The 21,628-nt window shown below is 71.4% G+C and carries 28 protein-coding genes and 2 pseudogenes; 16 read left to right on the top strand and 14 right to left on the bottom strand.

Features of this window, described 5'->3' with window-relative positions:
* Nucleotides 1-47: 47 nt before the first annotated feature.
* Nucleotides 48-956, bottom strand: coding sequence for a M56 family metallopeptidase (locus tag ACIA5C_RS13810; RefSeq protein ID WP_396054355.1), 909 nt, complete (start codon nt 954-956; stop codon nt 48-50).
* Nucleotides 957-1,002: 46 nt separating this feature from the next.
* The gene (locus tag ACIA5C_RS13805) at nt 1,003-1,350 is read right to left on the bottom strand and encodes a BlaI/MecI/CopY family transcriptional regulator (RefSeq protein ID WP_396054203.1); all 348 of its coding nucleotides are present in this window, start codon (nt 1,348-1,350) and stop codon (nt 1,003-1,005) included.
* A 76-nt stretch (nt 1,351-1,426) separates the two neighbouring features.
* On the opposite strand from ACIA5C_RS13805, the gene ACIA5C_RS13800 reads away from it, so the two are divergent.
* From ACIA5C_RS13800 to cydC, 3 genes are read left to right on the top strand one after another with little or no spacing between them, the layout of a single operon-like run.
* Entirely contained in the window at nt 1,427-2,788 is a 1,362-nt protein-coding gene (locus ACIA5C_RS13800) for a cytochrome ubiquinol oxidase subunit I (protein ID WP_396054201.1), read from the top strand.
* Between the two features lie 11 nt (nt 2,789-2,799).
* Entirely contained in the window at nt 2,800-3,780 is a 981-nt protein-coding gene (gene cydB, locus ACIA5C_RS13795; protein ID WP_396054199.1) for a cytochrome d ubiquinol oxidase subunit II, read from the top strand.
* Complete coding sequence (cydC, locus tag ACIA5C_RS13790; RefSeq protein ID WP_396054197.1) at nt 3,777-7,379, top strand: thiol reductant ABC exporter subunit CydC; 3,603 nt, start codon at nt 3,777-3,779, stop codon at nt 7,377-7,379. The genes cydB and cydC overlap by 4 nt, the downstream gene beginning before the upstream one ends.
* Here the strand turns inward: cydC and ACIA5C_RS13785 are convergent.
* Complete coding sequence (locus ACIA5C_RS13785) at nt 7,366-8,145, bottom strand: inositol monophosphatase family protein (RefSeq protein ID WP_396054195.1); 780 nt, start codon at nt 8,143-8,145, stop codon at nt 7,366-7,368. The two genes, cydC and ACIA5C_RS13785, sit on opposite strands and share 14 nt — an antisense overlap.
* A 140-nt stretch (nt 8,146-8,285) precedes the next feature.
* Here ACIA5C_RS13785 and ACIA5C_RS13780 point away from each other — a divergent pair, with 140 nt between their 5' ends.
* Nucleotides 8,286-9,092, top strand: a complete 807-nt coding sequence (locus tag ACIA5C_RS13780) for a hypothetical protein (RefSeq protein WP_396054193.1) — start codon at nt 8,286-8,288, stop codon at nt 9,090-9,092.
* A 5-nt stretch (nt 9,093-9,097) separates the two neighbouring features.
* Here the strand turns inward: ACIA5C_RS13780 and ACIA5C_RS13775 are convergent, their stop codons facing one another.
* Entirely contained in the window at nt 9,098-9,283 is a 186-nt protein-coding gene (locus ACIA5C_RS13775; RefSeq protein WP_396054191.1) for a hypothetical protein, read from the bottom strand.
* A gap of 164 nt (nt 9,284-9,447) precedes the next feature.
* On the opposite strand from ACIA5C_RS13775, the gene ACIA5C_RS13770 reads away from it, so the two are divergent.
* The 3 genes from ACIA5C_RS13770 to ACIA5C_RS13760 are packed head-to-tail and all read left to right on the top strand — an operon-like array spanning nt 9,448 to nt 10,476.
* Complete coding sequence (locus ACIA5C_RS13770; protein WP_396054189.1) at nt 9,448-9,921, top strand: HAD domain-containing protein; 474 nt, start codon at nt 9,448-9,450, stop codon at nt 9,919-9,921.
* Complete coding sequence (locus ACIA5C_RS13765; RefSeq protein WP_396054187.1) at nt 9,906-10,193, top strand: AAA family ATPase; 288 nt, start codon at nt 9,906-9,908, stop codon at nt 10,191-10,193. Before ACIA5C_RS13770 ends, ACIA5C_RS13765 begins: the two co-directional genes overlap by 16 nt.
* A gap of 34 nt (nt 10,194-10,227) precedes the next feature.
* Entirely contained in the window at nt 10,228-10,476 is a 249-nt protein-coding gene (locus tag ACIA5C_RS13760; protein ID WP_396054185.1) for a hypothetical protein, read from the top strand.
* Here the strand turns inward: ACIA5C_RS13760 and ACIA5C_RS13755 are convergent.
* From ACIA5C_RS13755 to ACIA5C_RS13740, 4 genes and pseudogenes are all read right to left on the bottom strand, one after another.
* Nucleotides 10,460-11,029, bottom strand: a complete 570-nt coding sequence (locus tag ACIA5C_RS13755; protein WP_396054353.1) for a GNAT family N-acetyltransferase — start codon at nt 11,027-11,029, stop codon at nt 10,460-10,462. The genes ACIA5C_RS13760 and ACIA5C_RS13755 overlap by 17 nt on opposite strands.
* Before the next feature lie 54 nt (nt 11,030-11,083).
* Entirely contained in the window at nt 11,084-11,341 is a 258-nt protein-coding gene (locus ACIA5C_RS13750) for a hypothetical protein (protein ID WP_396054367.1), read from the bottom strand.
* A gap of 77 nt (nt 11,342-11,418) precedes the next feature.
* Nucleotides 11,419-11,607 (bottom strand): annotated as a pseudogene (locus ACIA5C_RS13745) (serine hydrolase); the annotation flags it as partial.
* Nucleotides 11,531-12,046, bottom strand: coding sequence for a DUF2306 domain-containing protein (locus ACIA5C_RS13740; protein ID WP_396054183.1), 516 nt, complete (start codon nt 12,044-12,046; stop codon nt 11,531-11,533). The pseudogene ACIA5C_RS13745 and the gene ACIA5C_RS13740, both read right to left, overlap by 77 nt.
* Nucleotides 12,047-12,068: 22 nt before the next feature.
* On the opposite strand from ACIA5C_RS13740, the gene ACIA5C_RS13735 reads away from it, so the two are divergent.
* Both ACIA5C_RS13735 and ACIA5C_RS13730 read left to right on the top strand, forming a co-directional pair.
* On the top strand, nt 12,069-12,659 hold the full coding sequence (locus ACIA5C_RS13735) for a TetR/AcrR family transcriptional regulator (protein ID WP_396054181.1): 591 nt from the start codon (nt 12,069-12,071) through the stop codon (nt 12,657-12,659).
* Nucleotides 12,656-12,775: pseudogene (locus tag ACIA5C_RS13730) on the top strand (hypothetical protein); the annotation flags it as partial. The gene ACIA5C_RS13735 and the pseudogene ACIA5C_RS13730, both read left to right, overlap by 4 nt.
* A gap of 391 nt (nt 12,776-13,166) precedes the next feature.
* On the opposite strand, the gene pip reads toward ACIA5C_RS13730, so the two are convergent.
* Nucleotides 13,167-14,153, bottom strand: coding sequence for a prolyl aminopeptidase (gene pip, locus ACIA5C_RS13725; RefSeq protein ID WP_396054179.1), 987 nt, complete (start codon nt 14,151-14,153; stop codon nt 13,167-13,169).
* A 67-nt stretch (nt 14,154-14,220) separates the two neighbouring features.
* On the opposite strand from pip, the gene ACIA5C_RS13720 reads away from it, so the two are divergent.
* Entirely contained in the window at nt 14,221-15,000 is a 780-nt protein-coding gene (locus tag ACIA5C_RS13720; RefSeq protein WP_396054177.1) for a methyltransferase, read from the top strand.
* A gap of 4 nt (nt 15,001-15,004) precedes the next feature.
* Here the strand turns inward: ACIA5C_RS13720 and ACIA5C_RS13715 are convergent, their stop codons facing one another.
* From ACIA5C_RS13715 to ACIA5C_RS13705, 3 genes are all read right to left on the bottom strand, one after another.
* Nucleotides 15,005-15,346 (bottom strand): ester cyclase, encoded by a 342-nt coding sequence (locus tag ACIA5C_RS13715; RefSeq protein WP_396054175.1) that lies wholly within the window; start codon nt 15,344-15,346, stop codon nt 15,005-15,007.
* Nucleotides 15,343-15,774 carry a MarR family winged helix-turn-helix transcriptional regulator gene (locus ACIA5C_RS13710; protein ID WP_396054173.1) on the bottom strand — a complete coding sequence of 144 codons (432 nt, stop codon included), beginning with the start codon at nt 15,772-15,774 and terminating at the stop codon, nt 15,343-15,345. Before ACIA5C_RS13710 ends, ACIA5C_RS13715 begins: the two co-directional genes overlap by 4 nt.
* A 509-nt stretch (nt 15,775-16,283) precedes the next feature.
* The gene (locus ACIA5C_RS13705; protein ID WP_396054171.1) at nt 16,284-16,769 is read right to left on the bottom strand and encodes a carboxymuconolactone decarboxylase family protein; all 486 of its coding nucleotides are present in this window, start codon (nt 16,767-16,769) and stop codon (nt 16,284-16,286) included.
* 167 nt (nt 16,770-16,936) lie between these two features.
* Here ACIA5C_RS13705 and sigJ point away from each other — a divergent pair, with 167 nt between their 5' ends.
* The gene (sigJ, locus tag ACIA5C_RS13700; RefSeq protein ID WP_396054169.1) at nt 16,937-17,866 is read left to right on the top strand and encodes an RNA polymerase sigma factor SigJ; all 930 of its coding nucleotides are present in this window, start codon (nt 16,937-16,939) and stop codon (nt 17,864-17,866) included.
* A gap of 79 nt (nt 17,867-17,945) precedes the next feature.
* On the opposite strand, the gene ACIA5C_RS13695 is transcribed toward sigJ, so the two are convergent.
* The gene (locus tag ACIA5C_RS13695; RefSeq protein ID WP_396054167.1) at nt 17,946-18,179 is read right to left on the bottom strand and encodes a hypothetical protein; all 234 of its coding nucleotides are present in this window, start codon (nt 18,177-18,179) and stop codon (nt 17,946-17,948) included.
* Between the two features lie 326 nt (nt 18,180-18,505).
* On the opposite strand from ACIA5C_RS13695, the gene ACIA5C_RS13690 reads away from it, so the two are divergent.
* Nucleotides 18,506-19,282 (top strand): SAM-dependent methyltransferase, encoded by a 777-nt coding sequence (locus tag ACIA5C_RS13690; protein WP_396054165.1) that lies wholly within the window; start codon nt 18,506-18,508, stop codon nt 19,280-19,282.
* Nucleotides 19,283-19,333: 51 nt separating this feature from the next.
* On the opposite strand, the gene ACIA5C_RS13685 is transcribed toward ACIA5C_RS13690, so the two are convergent.
* Nucleotides 19,334-19,888: a TetR/AcrR family transcriptional regulator gene (locus ACIA5C_RS13685; protein WP_396054163.1), complete on the bottom strand. Its 555-nt coding sequence runs from the start codon at nt 19,886-19,888 to the stop codon at nt 19,334-19,336.
* A gap of 78 nt (nt 19,889-19,966) precedes the next feature.
* Between ACIA5C_RS13685 and ACIA5C_RS13680 the strand changes: the two genes are divergently transcribed.
* The 4 genes from ACIA5C_RS13680 to ACIA5C_RS13665 form a co-directional block, all read left to right on the top strand.
* Nucleotides 19,967-20,353, top strand: a complete 387-nt coding sequence (locus ACIA5C_RS13680; RefSeq protein WP_396054161.1) for a nuclear transport factor 2 family protein — start codon at nt 19,967-19,969, stop codon at nt 20,351-20,353.
* A 55-nt stretch (nt 20,354-20,408) separates the two neighbouring features.
* A complete protein-coding gene (locus ACIA5C_RS13675) occupies nt 20,409-20,972 on the top strand; it encodes a dihydrofolate reductase family protein (protein WP_396054159.1) in 564 nt (187 codons plus the stop codon).
* Nucleotides 20,969-21,298 carry a YciI family protein gene (locus tag ACIA5C_RS13670; protein WP_396054157.1) on the top strand — a complete coding sequence of 110 codons (330 nt, stop codon included), beginning with the start codon at nt 20,969-20,971 and terminating at the stop codon, nt 21,296-21,298. Before ACIA5C_RS13675 ends, ACIA5C_RS13670 begins: the two co-directional genes overlap by 4 nt.
* Nucleotides 21,295-21,628: sigma factor (locus ACIA5C_RS13665; RefSeq protein ID WP_396054154.1), on the top strand; the 334-nt coding region annotated here is incomplete at its 3' end. The genes ACIA5C_RS13670 and ACIA5C_RS13665, both read left to right, overlap by 4 nt.

The following is a 21,628-nucleotide window of genomic DNA, read 5'->3' as shown; positions in this document are numbered from 1 at the left end:
CGACGCGACGGGGAAACTGCTTGCATGCCGACAGCCACTCAGAGTGACTAGAACGGCCACTCCTCCAGCGCCCGGTCGAGCCAGGGCACGACCAGGATGACGGTGGGTAGTACCAGCAGGGCGGCCGCGGCTAGTCCCGCGACAAGACTCAGGCCGGGCGACTCGGGGCGCGGCGCCGACAGCCGGTCCAGTCTCCGGCGACGCGCGTCACCCCACGGGTCGGCCCGGGCGTCCTCCGCCAGAGGGACCGCATCGGTCAACCTTTCCAGCGCGGCCCGCAGGGCCGCGGGGCCCGCGACGCGCCGTGCGGCATCGTCGGCCACCATCTCCAGAAGCAGATGTACGGCGTCCAGAGGCACCCGGCTTCGCAGCGGTGGCGGCACCGCGCGGTAGAAGGCGGTGAACGACTCCATCACCACGTCGTGGTGGTGCCGCAGATGGGTCTGCTCGTGGGCGAGCACCGCGTCGACCTGCGCCCGGTCGAGCACCTGCAGCACACCGTCGCTGAGCACGACCCGCGGCTCGCGCCCGGGCACGCAGTAGGCCAGCGGCAGCGCGCCCTCGAGCACCCGCAGGTGGTCCGGGCCGAACTCGTGGCGCCGCTCGGCCCGGTCGAGCAGGTCGACCAGCAGGCGGTGGCGCTCGCGGCGGGCCCGCGAGCGCCGGGTCACGCCCCAGAGCGAGATCAGCAGCCGGGCGACGATCACGGCGGCGACGGCCAGGGCGATCAACAGGGCGCCGGCCACGACCGGCTTACGGGAGCCGTACGCCCGGGTGAGCTCCTCGGGCACCGCGAGCACGACGCCGAGCGCGCTCAGCACGGCGGCCAGGGTGATCGCCTGCCACAGGAGTACGGCCGCGCGCGGCGCCCGGTCGGGCCAGCGCGACCGGGCGAGCGGCCCCGGCACGAGCAGCGACAGGGTCAGCCCGAGAGCACCGAGCAGCAGCGCGGTCACCCCGTCCAACCGCCCCACCCACCGCCCAAGAACGCATGGCAAGCCATCACTTCTGCTTGGCGGCCTCGATGGCGGCGGCCAGCGCCTCCGGGGGCAACTGGCCGACGAAGTAGGCCAGCGCCGCGTCCTGGTCGCCGCTCGCGGTCAGGGCGTCGAGCATGACCGCGGCGGTCATCTCTTCGCGGGACTGCGCCGGGGCGTACAGATAAGCGCGATCCGCCTTCTGGCGGGTGACCACGTCCTTCTTGGCCAGGCGGTCGAGGACGGTCATCACGGTCGTGTAGGCCAGGTCGCGGTCCTGGTTGAGCCGCTCGTGCACCTGACGCACGGTCAACGGCCCGGCGGCCGCCCACAGCTGTGCCATGACGTCGCGTTCCAGGTCGCCCAATGCCATGTGACCGAGTCTACTGCACGGCGTCGTACTACGCGTCGTAGTATCTACTACGAGACGTCGTAGAGGGGGCTCACGAATGGACGTGCTCGACCTGACGCGGTTGCAGTTCGCGGTGGTCACGATCTACCACTACTTCTTCGTGCCGATGTCGATCAGCCTGGCCGCGGTCGCCGCCGGCCTCGAGATCACCTGGCTGCGCACCCGGACCCCGGTCTGGCGCGATCTCACGAAATTCGTCGGCAAGCTGCTGATCGTCACGTTCGCGGTCGGCGTGGTCACCGGCCTCGTGCAGGAGTTCCAGTTCGGCATGGGCTGGAGCGCGTTCGCCAAGTTCTACGGCGACGTCTTCGGCCCCACCCTGGCGATCGAGGGCATGCTGGCGTTCTTCCTCGAGGCCACGTTCCTCGCGCTCTGGTACTTCGGCTGGGACCGGCTGCCCCGCCTCGCCCACGCCGCGACCATCGTGATCGTCTCGCTCGGCACGGTGCTCAGCGCGTTCATCATCCTGGCCGGCAACAGCTTCATGCAGAACCCGGTCGCGTACTCGCTCGACCCGGTCACCGGCCGGGCCCACCTGACCTCGTTCCGCGAACTGCTGCTCAACAAGGTCAACCTGGCCGCCTTCCCGCACACGCTCAGCGGCGCGGCGATGATCGGCGGCGCGCTGCTGCTGGCGATCGCGGTCTGGCGGCGGGCGGCCGACCCCGGCTTCCGGCCGCTGTCCAAGCTCGGCGCGTGGCTGATGCTGGCCGGCGGGGCGGCGACCGCACTGACCGGTGACCGCCTCGGCAAGGTCATCACCCAGGTGCAGCCGATGAAGATGGCCGCGGCCGAGGCTCTCTACACGACCACCGCCGGTGCGCCGTTCTCGCTGGTGACGACCGGCAAGCCGCTGCCGTCCTTCGCGCTCGACATCCCCGGGCTGCTGTCGATCCTGGCCAAGGGCTCGCCGGGTGCGACCGTGCAGGGCATCGACGAACTGCAGGCCCAGTACGCCGCCCAGTACGGCCCCGGCAACTACGTCCCGATGATTCCGGTCGCGTTCTGGTCGTTCCGGCTGATGATCGGCGTCGGCATGCTGGCCGCGCTCGTCGCCGCGTACTTCCTCTGGCGGACCCGCCGCGACCGGGAGGCTCCCGGCTGGCTGTTGCGCTGGTTGCCGTTGATCCCGATCCTGCCGGCGGCGGGCAACACCATCGGCTGGATCTTCACCGAGACCGCGCGGCAGCCGTGGATCGCCTTCGGCATCTCCAAGGTCGCGGACGGCATCTCTCCGGGTCTGACCAGTGCAGAGGTCATCGCGTCGCTGGCCGGCTTCACCGTCGTCTACGGGATCGTCGCGGTCGTCTGGTTCCGCCTCGTGCGGCATCTGTCCCGGCAGCCGCTTTCCGCAGCGCCGGCACCCGCCGCCGACCAACCGGACGCTCTCGTCTACTGAGGAGCACTGACATGATCACCTTCTGGTTCTCGGTCGTCGTCCTCGCCTGGGTGCTGTTCTTCGTGCTCGAAGGCTTCGACTTCGGGGTCGGCCTGCTCGGCCCGCTGCTCGGCCGCGACGACCACGAGCGCGGCGCCGCCGTGCAGACCATCGGCCCGTTCTGGGACGGCAACGAGGTCTGGCTGGTCGCCGCCATCGGTGCCACGTTCGCCGCCTTCCCCGGCTGGTACGCCGCCCTGCTCTCCGGCCTCTACCTGCCGGTGGCCGCGGTGCTGCTGTTGCTGGCGATCCGCGGCGTCGCGCTCGAATTCCGCGGCAAGGGCGACGGCCTGCGCTGGCGCCGCCGGGCCGACGCCCTCCTCGCCCTCTCATCGGCCGGCGTGGTCGCGGTCTGGGGCGCCCTCCTCGCCGTGATCACCCGTGGCCTCGCACTGCGCCCCGACGGCTCGGTCGTCGGCAACGGGCTCGGCCGCAGCCTCTCCCCCGTACTCTCCTGGCCCGGCCTGATCGGCGCCGCCGCCGCGCTCTTCGCGGCAGCCCTGCTCGGAGCCACCTTCCTCGGCCTGCGGACCAGCGGCCCCCTACGGCGCCGGGCCCGCAAGCTCGCCGCATGGCTGGGCACCGGCGGCGCGGTCACGCTCGTCGTCGCCGGCATCGGTACGGGCTCCCGCACGGTCCTGGCCGCCGCCGCCCTGAGCTTCGTGGCCGCGCTGCTGGCCCGGGCCGGGCGCGAGGCGTGGTCCTTCGCCGCGACCGCCCTGGGGGTGGCGGCCTCGGTCGTGGCCGTCTTCACCGCCCACGGCCACGTGGTGCTGCGCAGCACCCTCGACCCGGCCTGGTCCCTGACCAGCACCGCAGCCGCCGCCAGCCACTCCACCCTGCACCTGCTGACCGTGGCCGGCCTGATCATCCTACCCGGCGTGGTCGCCTACCAGGCCTTCTCCTACTGGATCTTCCGCCGCCGGGTAGCCAGCGAACGGATCCCGTCGTGAAACCCGTCGACCCGCGCCTTCTGCGGCACGCGCGGCACAGCCGTGCCGGGATCGCCCTGCTGGCCGCGATCGGCATCGGCCAGGCGCTCGCCACCGTCGCCGTCGCCGGCACGCTGACCCTCTTCCTGACCGGCACCCGTACGCCCGCGGTCGCCCTGCTGGCCGCCGCCTTCGCCATGCGGGCCGCGCTGTCGTGGGCCGAGCAGGTGGTCGCCCACCGTACGGCCGCAAGGGTGAGCGATGAGCTGCGCCGTTCCCTGGTGCGGGCGGTGGCCCGCCGCGGCCCGGCCTGGGTGGCCGGCTTCGGCTCCGGCCGCCTGACCGCCCTGCTCACCGGCGGTCTGGAAGCGCTGCGGCCGTGGTTCGCCGGCTACCTCCCGGCCGTGCTCCTGGCCGCCGCCCTGCCCCCGCTGGTGCTGCTGGCGATCTTCTACGTCGACCCCGCCTCGGCCCTGATCGCACTGGCCACGCTCCCCCTGATTCCCTTGCTGGGCGCCCTGATCGGCTGGGCCACCCAGGCCCGCGCCGAACAACGCTGGCAGGCCGACGCCCGCCTGGCGGGCCACTTCCTCGACGTCGTACGCGGACTCGCCACCCTCCGCACCTTCGGCCGGGCCACCCGCCAGACCGCCGTCATCGAAAACCTCACCGACCGCCACCGCGCGGCGACCCTGCGCGTACTCCGCGTGGCGTTCCTCTCCTCGACCGCCCTCGACCTGGTCGGCACCCTCTCGGTCGGCCTGATCGCCGTCTCGACCGGCCTCCGCGTAGCCGCCGGCCACCTCCCGCTCGCCCCCGGCCTGCTGATCATCCTGCTGGCGCCCGAGGTCTACCGCCCGCTGCGCGAGATGGCCGCCCGCTACCACGCCGCCACCGACGCGACCGCCGTGATCGCCGACGTCGACGAGGTACTCACCGACCTGCCGGCGGCGTTTCCCGCGGGCGACCGGCCGGGCCTGGCGGCGGCGGCGCTCCGGGTCCGCTATGCGGGTGACGCCCACGACGCCCTGTCCCTCCCCGAGCTGGTCGTCGGTGCGGGCGAGATCGTCGCCCTGACCGGACCGTCGGGAGCCGGCAAGACCACGGCCCTGCGCGCGCTGGCCGGCCTGCAGCCGCTGGACGCCGGCACGATCGCGGTGGACGGGGCACCGGTCTACGTGCCGCAGAGCCCGTCGTTGCCGCACGCCCGGGTGGTCGCGGACCTGTTCCCCGAGGGCACCCCGGTGGCCGACATCGAGGCCGCGTTGGGCGGTGTCGGCCTGGCCGCCCTTCCCGAACGGCACGCCGGTCGAGCCGGGGAGCCGCAGGCCACGTGTATGCCGGGCGCTTCATCCACACCGAGCTCGCTGCCCGACCCGCGCCCGTTGCCCGACCCGCGCCCGCTGCCCGACCCGCGCCCGCTGCCCGACCCGCGCTCGCTGCCCGACCCGCGCTCGTTCCCCACCCTTCGCTGGGCGGGGCCGACTCAACCATCCGGGTACGACAATTTCTCGTCCTTGTCCACAGCCGGCACCGCGATCGCCGGACCGGCTGCCCCGATCACTGCGGCAACACCCCTGGGCGAGCGCGGCGCCGGCGTCTCCGCCGGGCAACGGCATCGGCTCGCGCTGGCGGCGGCGCTCTACCGGGGACCGGCCACGCTTCTGCTCGACGAGCCGACGGCCCACCTCGACCCGGAGACCGAGCAGGTCGTCATCGCCCGCCTGCGCCGGGCCGCGGCCGAGGGCAGCGCCATCCTGGTCGCCGCCCACCGCCCGGCCGAGATCGCCGCGGCCGACCGGGTCGTCGAGATCAAACCGCCGGAGGACAGCCGGGAGCCGACGCCGAGCCCCGGCGCACCAACCGCTCCCCGGCCGAGCCCCCGCGGCCGTGCCAAGACTGACGACCACACACCCACCCGGGCCGAAGGCCCCGACGGCACGCCCGGCACACTCGCCGCGTCTGGCACGCCGAGCACGTCTGGCACGCCGAGCACGTCTGGCACGCCAGGCACGTCTGGCACGCCACGGCACGACGGCGGTCAAGACGAGGCCAACACCCGGAAAGCCGCCCGCTGGCGCCGCCCCTGGGCCGCGGTCGCGCTCGGCAGCGGCTCTTCCCTCGCCGGCGTGCTCCTCACCGGCGCCGCCGCCTGGCTGCTCATCCGGGCCGCCGCGCTCCCGCCCGTCCTGACGCTGTCGGCCGCGGTCGTCCTGGTTCGGGGCAGCGCCGTCGCCCGCCCGCTCCTCCGCTACGTGGAACGCCTCGTCTCCCACGACGTGGCTTTCGCCCGGCTCGGCAAGCGCCGCGCCGCCATCTACGAAATTCTCATCCCCCGGGTCCCCGGCGCGAAGCTGCGCCGCCGCGGCGACCTGCTCACCAAGGTCGTCGGCGACGTCGACGCCCAGGTGGACGGTCTGCTCCGCGGCCGCCTCCCGGCCCGGGCCGCCTGGATCACGCTCACCGCGGGTGCGTCCGCCGCGGTGATCGTCGCCCCCACGACCGCGCTGCCGGTCGCGGTCGGCCTGCTCGTTACCGGCGTCCTGGCTCCCTTCGTCGCCGCGAAACAGGCAACACGGCAGGACCAGGCGACTACGGAAGCGCGCGCGAAGCTGCACGACGCCATGGTGGAGACCGTCGACGGCATCGAGGAGTTGCGGGGGGCGGGGGTGCTCGGCGTACCGGATCGGCGCAGCCGAGAGCTGGCCGCGCGCGAGGCGCAAGCCGCGCGATCGGCCGGCGGTGCGCAGGCGCTGGCGCATCTCGGTTGGGGGTTTGCGGTGACCGGGGCGGCCCTGGTGTTGGGGCATGCGGGGATCGGTCCCGAGTGGACGGGGGTCGTGCTGCTCGGGTTGGTGATCCTCGGGGAGCCGGCGTTGGGGCTGCCGGATGCCGCCGTGGCGCGGGTGCGGGCCGCCCGCGCCGGGCAACGGCTCGCCGACCTGCGGGCCGAACCAATTTCGGCGATCTTCGCCGATTCCGCCCCGGGCTCATCCACCGGGGGCATCGAGATCAGTGGCCTGGAAGCCGGATGGGGTGGGACCCCGGCCCTCAAGGGACTGAGCCTCAGCCTGAGACCCGGCACCAAACTCGCGATCACCGGCCGTTCCGGTGCCGGCAAGTCCACTCTCGGCATGGTGCTGGCGCGGTTTCTGGACCCCAGCGCCGGAACCGTCACGATCGGCGGCCGGGACATCCGCGAGCTCCCCGAGGAGGAGGTCCGTCGCCGCATCGTCCTGATCGGCGACGACACCAACCATATTTTCGCGTCCACGATCCGCGAGAACCTCCGGCTGGCCAAACCGTCGGCCACCGACGCGGAACTCCGGCGGGCGCTGCAGCGGGTACGCCTCGGCGAATGGTCCGACCGGCTCGACACCTGGCTCGGCGCCGGCGGCAGCACGATCTCGGGTGGTCAGGCCCGCCGCCTGGCCACCGCGCGGGCCCTGCTGGCCGATCCTGACCTGCTGATCCTCGACGAACCCACCGAGGGCCTCGACGAGCCGACCGCCCGCGCCCTGATGACCGACCTGCTCGACGCGGGCGACGGCCGTACCGTCCTGGTGCTCACTCACCGGACCGAAGGACTGGAGGACACCGAACTTCTCAGGCTGTCATGAGACGCAGGGCTTCGGTTCGCAGCGCCGGGTCGCGGGCATAGACCGATGCACCCGACCCCGGTCGCGGGTCCCCCGACAACCCGCTGTAACTGCCGCCCGCCTCGTTCACGATCAGCGAGGTCGCCGCGAAGTCCCAGATCTGGCCGCCGGTCTGCACGGCCAGATCGAGCTCACCGCGGGCGACCATCAGCGCCGGATGGATCCCCCACGGCTGCGGCGCCGTCACCGCGACCAGCGGCGCCACGAGGTCACGCCCCCAATCCTCGGGCACGATCCCGACCCGGCACCCGGCCAGCGACGACGACCCGCCGACCCGGATCGACGTGTCGGCCACCACCCGGCCGCCGACGACGCGCCCCTCGAACGCCCCGCCACCCCGGGTAGCCCACCAGATGCTCCCCTGCGCCGGGTGCGCGGCCACCCCGGCGACGATCTCACCGGCTTCCTCGAGCCCGATCAGCACCAGCCACCGGTCGTCGCCGGCCACGAACAGCCGCGTCCCGTCGATCGGGTCGATGATCCAACGCCGGCCGGCCGGTCCGTCACCCGCGCTCTCGCCCTGTTCCTCGCCGAGCACCGCGTCGGCCGGCCGCGCCGCGCCGAGCACCTCCCGGATCGCCGCCTCCACCGCCCGGTCGGCCGCCGTCACGATCGACCCGTCGGCCTTGAGTTCCTGCGGCAGGTCGGCCAGCGCGGCGAAATGTTTCAGCGCCACCGCCGCCCCGACCAGGGCCGCCCGCTGCGCCAGCTGAAGATCCGTCTCCACGCATTCATCCTGCCGGGCGGCGGGGCCGCCCGGCGGGTTTGCACCAGCACGTCACCCGAGTGCCACGAGAGCTTCAGTTCCCCGTACGCCCGGGGGCACGGTATGCCTGGGCCTTTACCCCCACCGGTACGGTTGCGCGGATGATGGGTGCCTTCGCCGCGGCGATACTTTCCGCGATCTGTTACGGCGGAGGTAATGCCCTCCAGGCCGCCGGTTTCCGTCGCCGCCGGCGCGGGCCTTTCGTGGCCGGCGTGGTGCTCGACCTGTTCGGCTTCGTCGCCCAGCTGGTCGCGCTCCGCGGGCTGCCGCTGTTCGTCGTGCAGGCGGTCCAGGCGGGCAACCTCGCGGTGACGGCGCTCGTCTGCGTGCCGCTCCTCGGCGTACGCCTCGGCGCCCGTCAGTGGGCCGCCGTGGCCGCCGTCTGCGCCGGCGTCGCCCTCCTCGGCGCGTCGAGCGGCGCCGAAGGCACCGACGGTGCCGGCCTCACCACCCGGTTCGCGCTGCTCGCGGTCGCGGTCGTGCTCGGCGCCGGCGCGCTGCTCGCCGCCCGGCTCGGTCCGCCGAGCGGCCCGATCATCCAGGGCGTGGTGGCCGGCCTGGGCTTCGGCTTCACGGCTCTTTCCGTACGCGCGGTGCCGAGTCTCGCCGTCACCGACATCGTGCGCGACCCGGCGGCCTACGCGGCCGCGGTGAGCGGGGCCTGCGCGTTCCTGTCGTTCGCGGCGGCGCTCCAGCGGGGTGCCGTCACGACCGTGTCCGCGCTGGTCATCATCGGCGAGACCACTCTGCCGGCGGTCGCGGGAATTGTGCTCTGGCACGACCGTACGCGGGCTGGCTGGACCGCCCCGGCGGTCCTCGGATTCGCCCTGGCCGTCGCCGGTGCCCTGATCCTGGCCCGGTTCGCGGAACCCGACCGGAGCGACGAGCCCGTCGCCCCGATCGGGTGAATCCGTCAGACGGTCACATCGACGATCGACGACGTGGAGGTCGGCGCCGGGGCGGGCGCCGCGGCCCGGTGGTGATCCCCGTGGTGGCCGCGCGGGGCGGCCTTCCTGGTGTCATCGGTTTTCGTGCTGTCATCGGCGACCTTGTACGCCGCGGTGCTGGTCATCGAGCCGATCGGGTTGATCGCGGTCATGGTGGTTTCTCCCCTCGGGGCCGATGGTCGGCCCGGCACCTTCCGAATCGGCCCGGCCCGGTTCGGAGTTCGCCTTTGACAGCGCAGTCATAGCAACCCACAGGGCGGCCACAGCGGCCCCCGGGACCGCGCGACCGCCGTTTCCGGGGCACAATCACCGGCATTTGAGCGAGACCCTTCTCTTCCTGGACGTCGACGGAACGCTCCTGCCGTTCGCCCCGCGCGTACGCTCCTCCGTCCCGTCAGACAATCCGCTGCTGAAACGCCTCGACCCGGCCGACGGCTCGCGGCTGCGGGCTCTGAACTGCTCGCTGGTCTGGGCGACGGCCTGGGCGAACAGCGCCAACGAGGTGCTGAGCCCCCGCCTCGGCCTGCCCTGCCTGCCGGTCGTCGACTGGTCGGACGACGAGGAGGAACCGCCGACCGGGGTCCACCGGAAGACGCCGGCGCTGGTCCGCTGGGCGGCCGGCCGCCCGTTCGCGTGGCTCGACGACGAGATCTTCGACGCCGACCGGCGCTGGATCGCCGCGCACCATCCGGCGCCGGCCCTGGCCCACCGGGTCGATCCGCGGTCCGGGCTCACCGGGGCCGACTTCGACGCGGTCCGCGACTGGCTGGCCCGATGTCCGCTCACCTGATGCTGATGGTCGGGCTCCCCGGCTCCGGCAAGACCACCCGGGCGAGGGAACTCGCGGCCACCCGGCGGGCCTTGCGGCTGACCCCGGACGAGTGGATGGCCCCGCTGTTCGGCGACGGTGAGGCGGACGGGAAGCGTGACGTCCTCGAAGGGCGGCTCATCGTCGTCGCCGTGGACGCCCTGCGGCTCGGGACCAACGTGGTGCTCGACTTCGGGCGATGCCGTCCCGGCATCGCCGGACGGGTGGGCGGGGTGGGCGGAGTGGGCCGGTGACCGTTGGCCGACGCTCGCCTTCTAGCCTGGTGCGGTGACTGATCTCGACGAGACCACCGTGCAGCCTGACCTGATCGCCACCCACTACCTGACCAGCGTCGACGAGGTTACCGAGCATCTGCGGGCCGCCAACCAGCTCGGGCTGGGAGTTCGGGTGCGGAGTTATCTGGAGGCCGACGAGGAGGGCGACGGGCTGGCCGAGCACTGGGAGATCGAGCTGCTCACGGCTTCGCCGGTGCTCGAGGCGGAGATGGCGGAGCCGGAGACTACCGCGGTCGAATAGCCGCCCATTCGCGGTCCAGCAGGGCGAACTGCAGTTCGGTCGACCACTCGCCCTTGAAGATTTCGTTGTCGACCAGGCGGGCTTCCTCGCGCATGCCGAGGCGACGAGCGACCTTGGCCGAAGCCTCGTTGCGTTCGTCCAGGCGGGCCACCATGCGGTGGAGGCCCAGGTCCTCGAAGCCGAGGCGCAGCATGGCCTGCGCCGCCTCGGTGGCGTAGCCGCGGCCGGCGAAGTCGGGGTTGAAGACGTAACCGATCTCGCCGGCCCGGTGCTCGCTGCTGAGCCAGAACAAGGTCGCGTCGCCGACCAGCTGACCGGTCTCGGCCAGCGCTACGCCCAGGGTCAGGGCCTGGCCTTCTCCGGTGAGCACGGTGCGAGACCACCGGCCGGCCAGCCGATCCATGATCAGCGGCCGTTCCATCGGCTCGAACGGGACGTAGCGGCAGACGTCCGGACGGCCGCGGTAGGCCAGCAGGGCGTCCGCGTCGGCCACGGTCAGGGGGCGCAGCAGGAGGCGTTCGGTGGCGACGGGGTAGGCGGGACGCAACTCCATGAGGCTCTGCACCCGACCATGGTGCCGGTCCGCGCGGCCCGGCGCCGGTCATTTTCACCGGGACCGCTTCAAGCCCGGACGGCATCGCTGACCTCCGCCCGGTGAGCCGAACCGGCGGTTGGTCAGGTAGGCGACGACCAGCCGCCGGGCCGGGTCGGCCCAGCCCACGCAGGCGTTCGAGCCATTGTGGCCGAACGTGAGCGGGGGGCGGGCCTCGGCCAGCGCGCGCACCGAACGGTCCCAGTGCGGGGCGAGGACGGCGTCGAGCGGCAGGCTCCGCCCGTACGGAAGCCCGGACCGGTGCTGCGGCACCTGGCGAATCGTGATCGTCTCTTTGCCGTTCTGCCGAATTCCGGCCAGTGCCGGGCGACCGGGTCGTCGAGGCCGAGCGCGTCCTGCGCGGCGAGCCGGTGCACGAGCATCGTGGTGCGCGGCTTGCCGGCCGAGAACAGCAGGAAGGGCTGGTCGGGCGCGGCTCGGACCGAATGCTCGAGGACGGTTTCACCGTCGCGCAGGACGCACAGCTGGGCGGCCACTCCGGGCCTCTCGATCAGCGCCGTCACGCGCGCCGGGTCCATATTTGATTATCGCTCCGGCCACGGCCAACGAGATCAGCGCACCGGCCGCCAGGCCGACCGGGTCGTGCAGGAACCACTGCGGGATGCGCCGCTGCGGCACGACGACGGCCCCGATCAGGGCGCCGACCAGCCCGAAGTAGGAGCCGGTCATGAAGTTGCGGTGCACCTGGATGCGATGGGTGAAGGCGCCCCACAACCCGATCGAGAGGGTGCCGAAGGTGAAGAGCGAGAGCCCGTGGATCCAGCTGAAGCGGCCCGGCTTGAGCTCCTTGATGACGAACGAGCTGAGCACGGTCCAGTACATGGCGACCACCCAGACCCGGCCCACCCACCGGTGCCGGCGGTCGCCCTTCGGGCGCCGGACCAGGTTGTACGCACCGAGCACCAGCGCGACGGTCGCTCCACCGGCGTGCAGCCCGATAACGATGTTATTTGCCATAACGCTGTTATAGTCGCTGCCGATGGCATCCGTCAACGAGGAACTCACGACCCGCCTGGTCGACGAGGCAGCGCGAATCCTGACCGAGCAGGGCCCGGCCGGCCTCTCGTTGCGCAAACTGGCCGCCGCGGCGGGGGTGTCGACAATGCCGGTCTACACGCTGTTCGGCGACAAGCACGGCCTGCTGGCGGCGATGCACCGCGAAGGCTTCCGGCGTCTCGGGTCCGCCCTGGCGCGCGCCCCCCGTAGCGGCGACGCGCTGGCCGACGTGATTGCTCTGGGCGTGGCCTACCGCGAGGCGGCGCTGGCCGGCCCCCACCTGTACGGGCTGCTGTTCGGGCGAATGATGCCGTTCTACGCGCCGTCGGCGGAGGGTTTGGCGGCCGAGCAGGCGGCCTACCAGCCCCTGGTCGACGGGGTGACACGCTGCGTCGAGGCCGGCATCTTCACCGGCGCCGGCCCCGGGCGCATCGCCCTGCACCTGTGGGCGGTGGCGCACGGCATGGTCAACCTGGAACTCAACGGGCAGCTGCCGCCCCTGGGCACCCCGGAAGAGCTGTTCCTCGAGGCGCTCGGCTATGCGGGCGCCCCGTTCCTGGGCGTGGCGCCGTGACCGACCGCAGCTCGGTGCTGTTCCTGGGCGGCCGGTCCGGCGTCGGCAAGAGCAGCGTGGCGGCCGAGATCCATGCCCGGCTGACCGCCCGGAAGGTAAAGCACTGCGTGATCGAGGGCGACAACCTCGACCTGGCCTACCCGCCGCCGTGGGAACACCACCTGGCCGAACGCAACCTGGCGGCGATGTGGGCCAACTACCGCTCGCTGGGCTACCGCAGAATGGTCTACACCAACACGGTCAGCGTCCGCTTCACCGAGGCCTTGACCGCGGCAATGGGCGACGAACCGCACGTGACCGGCGTACTGCTGACGGCCTCCGACGAGACGGCCCGCGGCCGGCTCACGCAGCGCGAGATCGGCAGTGCCCTGTACCGGCACGTGGAGCGCAGCAGGCAGCGCGCACAAGAACTGAACGACCTGACACCACCCTGGATCCACCGCCTGTCGACGGACGGCCGCACCGTCACCGAGATCGCCGACGAGGCGATCGCCCTGACCGGCTGGCTCACGGCCGGGACGAGGCAGCCCCCGCCGGGCGATCAGCCGTCAGGAACCGGTTGGTGGCTTCGATCAGCAGGCTGCGGGTGCCGGGTTCGGAGCCGCTGTGGCCCGCGCCCTCCACGATGTGGAACGTCGCCTCAGGCCAGGCCCGGTGCAGGTCCCACGCCTGCTTCGGCGGTGTCTTGATGTCGTAGCGGCCGTTCACGATGACCGCCGGGATGTGCCGGATGCGGTCGACGCCCGCCAGGAGGCCGTCCGGCGGGAGGAAGCCGCCGTTGCTGATGTAGTGGTGGGTGATGCGGGCGAACGCCAGCAGGCTGGTGTCGTCGATGGCGGGCGGCGTCATCGGCAGCAGCGAGTTGGCCGAGAGCTCCCAGCCCATCCAGGCGCGGGCCGCGGGGCCGTGGACCGCGGGGTCGGGGTCGTTGATGCGTCGGCCGTAGGCACCGACGAGGTCGTCCTGTTCCGCGGCGGGGATCGCGGCACGGAATGCCGCCCACTCGGCGGGGAACAGGTGGGCCGCGCCCGCCGGGGTCAGCGCCCATTCCTCGTCCGCCCGGCGGACCAGCCACACGCCACGGAGCACGAGTTCGGTGACCCGCTCGGGATGGGCCTGCGCGTAGGCCAGGCCGAGCGTGCTGCCCCAACTGCCGCCGAAGACGAGCCAACGCTCGATCCCCAAGTGCTCGCGCAGACGCTCGATGTCCGCCACCAGGTGCGGGGTGGTGTTGTGTTCGAGCGACACCGCGGGGTCGCCCGCGAAGGGCCGGCTGCGACCGCAGTTACGCTGGTCGAACAGCACGACCCGGTAGCCGGACGGGTCGAAGTACCGCCGGTTGTCGGGCAGAAGGCCACCGCCGGGGCCGCCGTGCAGAAACACTGCCGGTTTGCCGCCCGGATCTCCGCACACTTCCCAGTAGATTTCGTTGCCGTGGCCGACGCCGAGCATCCCGGAGTCGTACGGCTCGATGGGCGGATACCAATCCATCATTCAGCGACTATAGGCAGTGCGCTCTCCTCATCCGCCCGGCTTGCTCGATCATGGCACTGTGACCGCGATGACCAGACCGGGGTACGCCTTCAGCAACGCCAGCGATCAGTCGACCGCTCACCACGATGCTCTGGCCGAGTTGCTCGACGCCCAGACGCACGAGTCGATCGCCGAGGTGGTTGATCTGCCCGGCCGGCGTTGCCTGGAGGTCGGGGCGGGCGCCGGCAGCGTCGCGGTGTGGCTCGCCGAGCGGGCCGGCGAGGTGGTCGCCACCGATATCGCGCCGCAGCGCATCCCGGACCGGCCCCGGCTGACGGTGCGGCAGCACGACATCGTCACCGGCGATCCGCTGGGCCGGTTCGACCTGGTTCACGCCCGCTTGCTGCTCGGCCATCTGCCGGGGCGCACGGCAGCGCTGCGACAGATGGCCGGCGCCTTGGCTCCGCGCGGAGTGCTGCTCACCGGCGACTTCGCGGTGGCGCCCGGGGCGTTCGTCATGTCCGCGCCGGACGAGAAGACGGTCGACGTGCTGTCTCGCTATTTCACGGCCCACGTGCGCTCGCTCACCGCGCACGGCTATGACAACGACTGGCCGCACCGGGCACCGGCGGCCTTCGAGGCGGCCGGCCTCACCGAGGTCCGGTTCCGGTCGTACGGAACGAGCTGGCGCGGAGGCGGCCCCGGATGCCGGCTGCTCCGGGCGGGAATGCCGCAGTTGCGCGCCGCCCTGTCGGCCCAAGGATTCACCGATGACGACATGTCAGCGACGGCAGCCGCACTGGCCGATCCACGGGTTCTGCTCAACGGTTTCCTGTTCGGCCAGACCAGCGGACGCGCGCCGAACTGACCGTTCAGGCGTCGCGTCGCATTGAGGTCAACGCCCACAGTTCCGCGATCCGGCCATCGCGGACTCGGTACATCTCCAGCATCATCGGCGCCTGGTCCGGGATTCCGTGCACGCTCAGCCGCGTCGCGACGTTGTCGCCCTCGACGACGATGCCCTCAACTTCCACGCGTGCTTCGGGAAACGCGTCATGGAGTCGCTGCCAGGACTCGACAATACTTTGTGGTCCGGTGGTTCCTAACGGATGACTGTAGAAGTCGTCCGTAAGGATCTCCAATGCGGCGGCGTGGTCGTGGTCATTGAAAGCCGTGTACATGCGCAGCGCCGCTGCGCGTGCCTGATCTGTCACGTGTCTCCCTCGATGACGTTGTCGCGCAGCCGCCGAAGCGTCTGCAACACCCGGTCCTGGTCTTGCGTGCTGACTCCCTCGAGCAAGCGCTCCTGATACGCCTGGTGCCGCCGCCGCAATTCCGCGGCGAGCCGCGCGCCGGCTGGGGTGAGCGAGGCCAGCGTGTAGCGGTTGTCGGTCGGGTCGACGCGGCGACGGACCAGCGCTTCGTGTTCGAGTTCCTTGACCAACCGCGTGATGCTCGCTCCGTCGACGCCCAGCCCTTGACGCAGTTCACTGTGGCTGGTCTCGCCGTTGCGGTGCAGGCGGACAAGGATCTGCACTCGCTGCGCACCCATTCCGATCGAGCGCGCAAATCCCTGCCTCAGCTGCGTGGCGGCTTCTCCGAACAGGCGGAAGAACGCGTCTTCCGCCGTCTCGTCATCCACCGACTCTTTATATTCTCAATAGTTGATAAGGTCAAGCATGTTGCCGGCATGGGCATCCGCATCTGGCCGCGACCGCGCGGTGCGGACGGTCAAGTTCGGGGCTTTTCGTCATCGGACGCCCAGTAGAGAGCGACGCGCGGGTCATCCCGAGGTTCTCGGCCATGAACTCAGTCTGCGGCGATCCGGGTGACCCATCCGGTGGAGCAACCGTTTCCGGGCCTCTGAGCAGTCTCGTGCCGGTGCCAGACAAGTCGAAGCGACGAGCAGCGCATTCGGTGGTCGCGGAGTACCACCGAGCCGAGCTGGGAGACCTTGTCGCCCGCGTTGGTGAGGCTGTCGATCGCTACCGGGCCGGCGAGCTTGATGCCTTCGACGTCGATCGAATTCTGTTCCAGTACTCGCAGGCGGCGAAGGAACTGTGGAAGTACTGCAATTACCTCCAGGTCGAGATCGCAGCTGCGATGATCCAGGAGGCGGCCACCCTGGTGACCGCCATCCCTGGCCGTCGGTCAGCTCATCATGGCGTCGAACATGCCGGCCTCGTACGATCCGCCCTTCTGGTGCACGATCACCGCGAGCCGGTTGGCCGCGTTGATCAGGGCGACCAGGCAGACCAGCGCTGCGATCTCGTCGTCGTCGTAGTGCTTGCGTACCTCGGCCCAGGTCTCGTCGGACACGCCCCGGTGGGCGTCGGCGAGCCGGGTGCCCTCTTCGGCGAGCGCCAGCGCGGCCTGCTCGGCCTCGGTGAACACGGTGGACTCGCGCCAGGCGGCGACCAGGTTGAGCCGGACCGCGGTCTCACCGGCGGCCGCCGCGTCCTTGGTGTGCATGTCGATGCACCAGCCGCAGCCGTTGATCTGGCTGGCCCGTAGGCTGACCAGTTCCTGCGTCGACTTCGGCAGCGGCGACTGGCTGATCACCATGCTGGTGTTGGCGAACCGCTTGGTGAACTTCGCGGCGATCTCGTTGGCGAACAGGTCGAAACGGGGTTCCATGACTTCGTCCTCACGGGGTTGGCTTGACGGGACGAACACGAGATGCCGGCCACCCGATCGATGTGACAGCGCGGCTGTGTGACGCGCGCCACCCCCGGCCGGTGTCACAGAACGGCCGGGCCCCGGTGTCCAGTGGGGGTACACCGAACCGTGAGGAGGCGCCACCGATGGATTCCGCCACCGAGACGTTCCTCGCCCACCGCAGCCTGCTGTTCACCGTCGCCTACGAAATGCTCGGCTCGGCCGCCGACGCGGAGGACGTCGTGCAGGAGACCTGGCTGCGGTGGGCGGGCGTCGACCTCGACGCCGTCCACAACCAGCGCGCCTACCTGGTCCGCATCGCGGCCCGCCAGGCACTCAACCGGGTGCGCACGCTGAACCGCCGCAAGGAGTCCTATATCGGTTCCTGGCTTCCCGAGCCGCTCCTCACCGCGCCCGACGTGGCGGACGACGTCGAGTTGGCCGAGAGCGTCTCGATAGCGATGATGCTGGTGCTGGAGACGCTCACGCCGACGGAGCGGGCAGTGTTCGTGCTGCGCGAGGTGTTCGACCTCGACTACGACGAGATCGCGGAGGCCGTCGACAAGACGTCGGCCGCGGTCCGCCAGATCGCCCACCGGGCCCGTGCGCACGTCGCCGCCCGCCGGCCGCGCGGGCCCGTCTCAGCGGTCGGCAACCGCGGGGCCGTCTCCTCCGCCGGCAACCGCGGGGCCGTCTCGGCGGTCGGCAACCGCGACGCTCTCGAGGCCTTCCAGCACGCCGCCGAGACCGGTGACCTGCAACGCCTGCTCGACATCCTCGCACCGGACGTCGTCTTCCTGGGCGACGGCGGGGGGATCAAGCAGGCCGCCCTGCGCCCCGTCGTGGGAGCCGCCGCCGTGGCCCGCGTGCTGGCCGCCGGGATGAGCCGCATCACCGCGGCATCGCTGCATCCGGCGCAGGTCAACGGCTCGCCGGCCCTGGTCCTGCGCTTCGACGGCGAGATCGACACCGTCTTCGCCCTGCGTATTGACGATGGCCTCGTGACCGGCCTCTACGCCGTCCGCAACCCCGAAAAGCTGTCCCACATGGAACGGGAAATTACGCTGCGGCGCTAACGCCGTGACGTGAGCTCAAACCGGACGCCTGATAGCGACCGAGCCGAGTCGGCACGGCCGCTGTCAGGAATTCCGAAGATCAGCCGCTGCGGCGGTTGCCGTACTGGCGAGGGCTCTGCACGGTGCCGGAACGGCCCGGGACGCGGCCGGTGGTGTTCCCGGTGTGGTTCGCGGCCGTCTTGCCCTTGGACCGGCGTGCCGCCCGGTTCTCGAAGGGCTGCACCTCCTCGGATTCCGCTTCGACAGCGGCAGGATCGGCGGCGTCGGCAGGGTCGGCGGCGGCGGGATCGGCGTCGCTGGTGGCGTCGGTCATCAGTGTCTCCTCGTGCTGTTCAGAACCGGACTGCTCGCTGCGGATCTTGAAGCGCGGCCTCCGCGATATGCAGACGGTAGCGCGCAGACCGATCCGAGCTTGGGCCCCACTGCTCGGTTGCCGATCCAGTCACGCGGCGAACCAGCACCAGGCAGATAGCAGGCCGTTCGGCCCAGAGACCGAGCATATTCCGCCGATCATCGAAATGAGAGCCGGTACGCGCACTTCAGCCCCGAATTCGCCGCGCTACGGCCGGCCACGCGAAGGGGCCAGGACCATTGCTTAGGATCACTGTCTGACGGCAGCCTGATCGAAGGGGATTTCTGATGACCGATCCCAACATCGACGTAAGCCGGCCGAGTAGCGCGCGGGTGTGGAACTACCTCCTGGACGGCAAGGACAACTTCGCCGTCGACCGGGAGTTGGGCGAGGCGCTCCGCTCGGCCAATCCAGGGATCGTGGCGGTCGCCCAGGCCCAGCGGAAGTTTCTCGTCCAGGCGGTCACGCACCTCGCCGGCGAGGTGGGCATCCGGCAGTTCCTCGACATCGGTACCGGTCTGCCGACGGCGAACAACACCCACGAGGTCGCGCAGCAAGTGGCGCCCGAGTCGCGGATCGTCTACGTCGACAACGATCCGCTCGTGCTGGCGCACGCCCGCGCGCTGCTGACGAGTTCGGCCGAGGGGCAGACCGCGTACATCGACTCCAACGTGGAGGATCCGGAGCGGATCCTCCGCGGGGCCGCCCGGACGCTCGACTTCAGCAAGCCCGTGGCCCTGACCATGATCGGCATCCTGGGCAACGTCGCCGACTACGCCGAGGCCCGGTCGATCGTCGAGCGGCTGCTCGCCGCCGTGCCGTCGGGCAGCTACCTGGCGGTGAGCGACGGCACGAGCACCAGTGCGCAGAGCGTGGAAAGCCAGCGGGTCGCCAAGCAGGGCGGCCACCCGTACAACCTGCGCACCCCCGACGAGATCGGCGGCTATTTCGAAGGCCTGGAGCTGCTCGAGCCGGGCGTGGTGTCGACCTCGCTGTGGCGGCCGCAGCCGGGAACCGAACCGGAGCCCCTCGACGTGTACTGCGCGGTGGGCCGCAAGCCTTGATGCGCCCCGAGGAGCAGCCGCCGGCATAGCTCCGGACCGCGGGCTCGTCGTCTAGCGGGGGCGCAGGCCGTCCACGATCACGGCGATGATGCGTTCGCGGGCGGACGCGTCGGCCCCGGCGTACTCGATGGCCCGCGACGCGCCCGCGAGCAAGCCGATCAGGTCGGGCACCTGGAGGTCTCGGCGCACCGCGCCGGACCGCTGCGCGTTGCTCAGCAGGGCGCCCAGCGCCGTCATCAGGTCGTCGCGCACCTCGTCGATCGTGGCCGCCAGGTCGACGCCGGCCGAGGTGAGCAGGCCGGCGAGGGCGTTCTTGACCTCGGCCTGCTCGACCGCGTGCCGCAGGAAGACCTCCAGGCCGCCGTCGGTCGCGGCCAGGCGGGTGGCCTCGTCGGTCATGCGGCGCATGCGGGCCGTGAAGACACCTTCGATCAGCGCCTCCTTGGTCGGGAAGTGCCGGAACAGCGTGCCGATGCCCACCCCGGCCGCCTTCGCGATCTCGTCGGTCGAGGCGCCCGGGCCCTTTTCCGCCAGCACCTGCTCGGCCGCTTCCAGCAGTTTTGCGCGGTTGCGGCGGGCATCGGCGCGCAGCGGTGGTGATTCCACGGTGCCCTCTCTGGCGAAGCGGAGCGCGTGCTCCGTATAATCGGAGCGTTGACTCCCATTTTTGCACGGAGGTGTGTCGTGACCCCGCACGAGGTCTTCGAGAACCTGTCGGCCGGCATCAGCAGCGGCGATTGGAGCCGGCTTCACGAGCTCTACGCGGCCGACGCGGTGGTGGAGATGCCGTTCGCGCTGCCGTCGCCGGTCCGGCTCCGCGGTCGCGAGGAGGTACGCCGGCACTTCGCCATGAACGGGCAGGCCGGCATCTCGCTGCGGGCCGACGCGGTCCGCGTGCACGAGACCGCCGACCCCGAGGTGGTGATCGCCGAGTTCGACTACGACGGGCGCGCGGCCTCCGGCCGGACCTTCCGCGTGTCCAACATTCAGGTGCTCCGGGTGCGGGACGGCCTGATCGTGGAGACTCGCGACTACCACAACCACGCGGCGCTGGCCGAAGTTCTTTCCTGACGATGTCGAATCCGCGGAAGCCCGTTCGTGTAGGAGGAAAACAGAGGAGACACACATGGGCAAGATCGTGGTGGTGGAGAACCTCACGCTCGACGGAGTGATGCAGTCGCCGGGCACCGAGGACGACACCCGGGGCGGGTTCACCCGCGGCGGCTGGGCGACGCCGTACGCCGACCCGGCGCTGGCCGAGACGATGGGCAAGGGGGTGGCGGCGGACAACGGGATGCTGTTCGGCCGCCGGACGTACGAGATCATGGAACGCTCGTGGGGCGGACGCACCGATGACAACCCGTTCACCGCCGTGCTGGAGCGCAAGCAGAAGTACGTGGTCTCGCGCTCGCTCGACAAGCCGTCCTGGGTCAACTCGACCCCGGTCAGCGATCTCGCCGAGCTGAGCCGCATCGAGGAGGACCTCGTCGTACTCGGCAGCGGTGAGCTCGTGCGGTCACTCGCCGTGGCCGGGCTGGTCGACCAGTACGTCCTGGTCCTGCACCCGCTTACGCTCGGGCAGGGAATGACGCTCTTCGGCGACCTGGAGGTCACCCTCACCCTCGAGGAGACCGTGGTGACCGGCAAGGGCGTGATCATCGCTTTCTACCGTCGGAGGAGCGCGGCATGAGGCAGTACCTGCTCAGCGTCTATCAGCCCGACACCGAACCGCCGCCGCCCGAGGTGCTCGGCCCGATTATGGAGAAGCTGGGCGAGCTCAACGAGGAGATGAAGCGGGAGGGCGCCTGGGTCTTCGCGGCGGGGCTGCATCCGCCGCGCACGGCCACGGTGGTCCGCGACGGGGTGCTGACCGACGGGCCGTTCGCCGAGGGCAAGGAACATCTGGGCGGCTTCACGCTGATCAACGCGCCCGACCTCGACGCGGCACTGGGCTGGGCCTCACGCATGTCGGCGATCCTCGCGCCGCTGGCGATCGAGGTCCGGCCGGTCGTGTGAGCGTCGAAGGTATCTTCCGCACCGAGTACGGCCGGGCGGTAGCCGTCCTGGTCCGCCACTTCGGCGACATCGACCTCGCCGAGGAGGCGGTCCAGGAGGCGTTCGCGGCCGCGGTGAAGCTCTGGCCGGAACGTGGCGTCCCCGCGAGCCCGGCCGGCTGGATCATCACGACCGCCCGCAACAAGGCCACCGACGTGGTCCGCCGCGAGTCGACCCGGGCGGCCCGCGAGGCCGAGGCGGCCCGGCTCAGCGCGCCGGTCGACCCGGCGGCCGAGGAACACGATGACGGCCCGGCGGGCGAGGAGCACGACAGCGGCCCAGCGGGCGAGG

This window comes from Actinoplanes sp. NPDC051343, assembly GCF_044455125.1.
In the GTDB taxonomy this organism is placed as follows: domain Bacteria; phylum Actinomycetota; class Actinomycetes; order Mycobacteriales; family Micromonosporaceae; genus Actinoplanes.
The sequence above is the reverse complement of the archived record's forward strand: the minus strand, read 5'-3'. Positions and strand labels throughout refer to the sequence as shown.

Coding starts and splice junctions, on each gene's coding strand:
- ACIA5C_RS13805 (WP_396054203.1), bottom strand. CDS start 1,350: ATGGCATTGGGCGACCTGGAACGCGACGTCATGGCACAGCTGTGGGCG.
- ACIA5C_RS13800 (WP_396054201.1), top strand. CDS start 1,427: ATGGACGTGCTCGACCTGACGCGGTTGCAGTTCGCGGTGGTCACGATC.
- cydB (WP_396054199.1), top strand. CDS start 2,800: ATGATCACCTTCTGGTTCTCGGTCGTCGTCCTCGCCTGGGTGCTGTTC.
- ACIA5C_RS13780 (WP_396054193.1), top strand. CDS start 8,286: ATGATGGGTGCCTTCGCCGCGGCGATACTTTCCGCGATCTGTTACGGC.
- ACIA5C_RS13775 (WP_396054191.1), bottom strand. CDS start 9,283: ATGACCGCGATCAACCCGATCGGCTCGATGACCAGCACCGCGGCGTAC.
- ACIA5C_RS13765 (WP_396054187.1), top strand. CDS start 9,906: ATGTCCGCTCACCTGATGCTGATGGTCGGGCTCCCCGGCTCCGGCAAG.
- ACIA5C_RS13755 (WP_396054353.1), bottom strand. CDS start 11,029: ATGGAGTTGCGTCCCGCCTACCCCGTCGCCACCGAACGCCTCCTGCTG.
- ACIA5C_RS13740 (WP_396054183.1), bottom strand. CDS start 12,046: ATGGCAAATAACATCGTTATCGGGCTGCACGCCGGTGGAGCGACCGTC.
- ACIA5C_RS13735 (WP_396054181.1), top strand. CDS start 12,069: ATGGCATCCGTCAACGAGGAACTCACGACCCGCCTGGTCGACGAGGCA.
- pip (WP_396054179.1), bottom strand. CDS start 14,153: ATGATGGATTGGTATCCGCCCATCGAGCCGTACGACTCCGGGATGCTC.
- ACIA5C_RS13720 (WP_396054177.1), top strand. CDS start 14,221: ATGACCAGACCGGGGTACGCCTTCAGCAACGCCAGCGATCAGTCGACC.
- ACIA5C_RS13705 (WP_396054171.1), bottom strand. CDS start 16,769: ATGGAACCCCGTTTCGACCTGTTCGCCAACGAGATCGCCGCGAAGTTC.
- sigJ (WP_396054169.1), top strand. CDS start 16,937: ATGGATTCCGCCACCGAGACGTTCCTCGCCCACCGCAGCCTGCTGTTC.
- ACIA5C_RS13695 (WP_396054167.1), bottom strand. CDS start 18,179: ATGACCGACGCCACCAGCGACGCCGATCCCGCCGCCGCCGACCCTGCC.
- ACIA5C_RS13690 (WP_396054165.1), top strand. CDS start 18,506: ATGACCGATCCCAACATCGACGTAAGCCGGCCGAGTAGCGCGCGGGTG.
- ACIA5C_RS13675 (WP_396054159.1), top strand. CDS start 20,409: ATGGGCAAGATCGTGGTGGTGGAGAACCTCACGCTCGACGGAGTGATG.
- ACIA5C_RS13670 (WP_396054157.1), top strand. CDS start 20,969: ATGAGGCAGTACCTGCTCAGCGTCTATCAGCCCGACACCGAACCGCCG.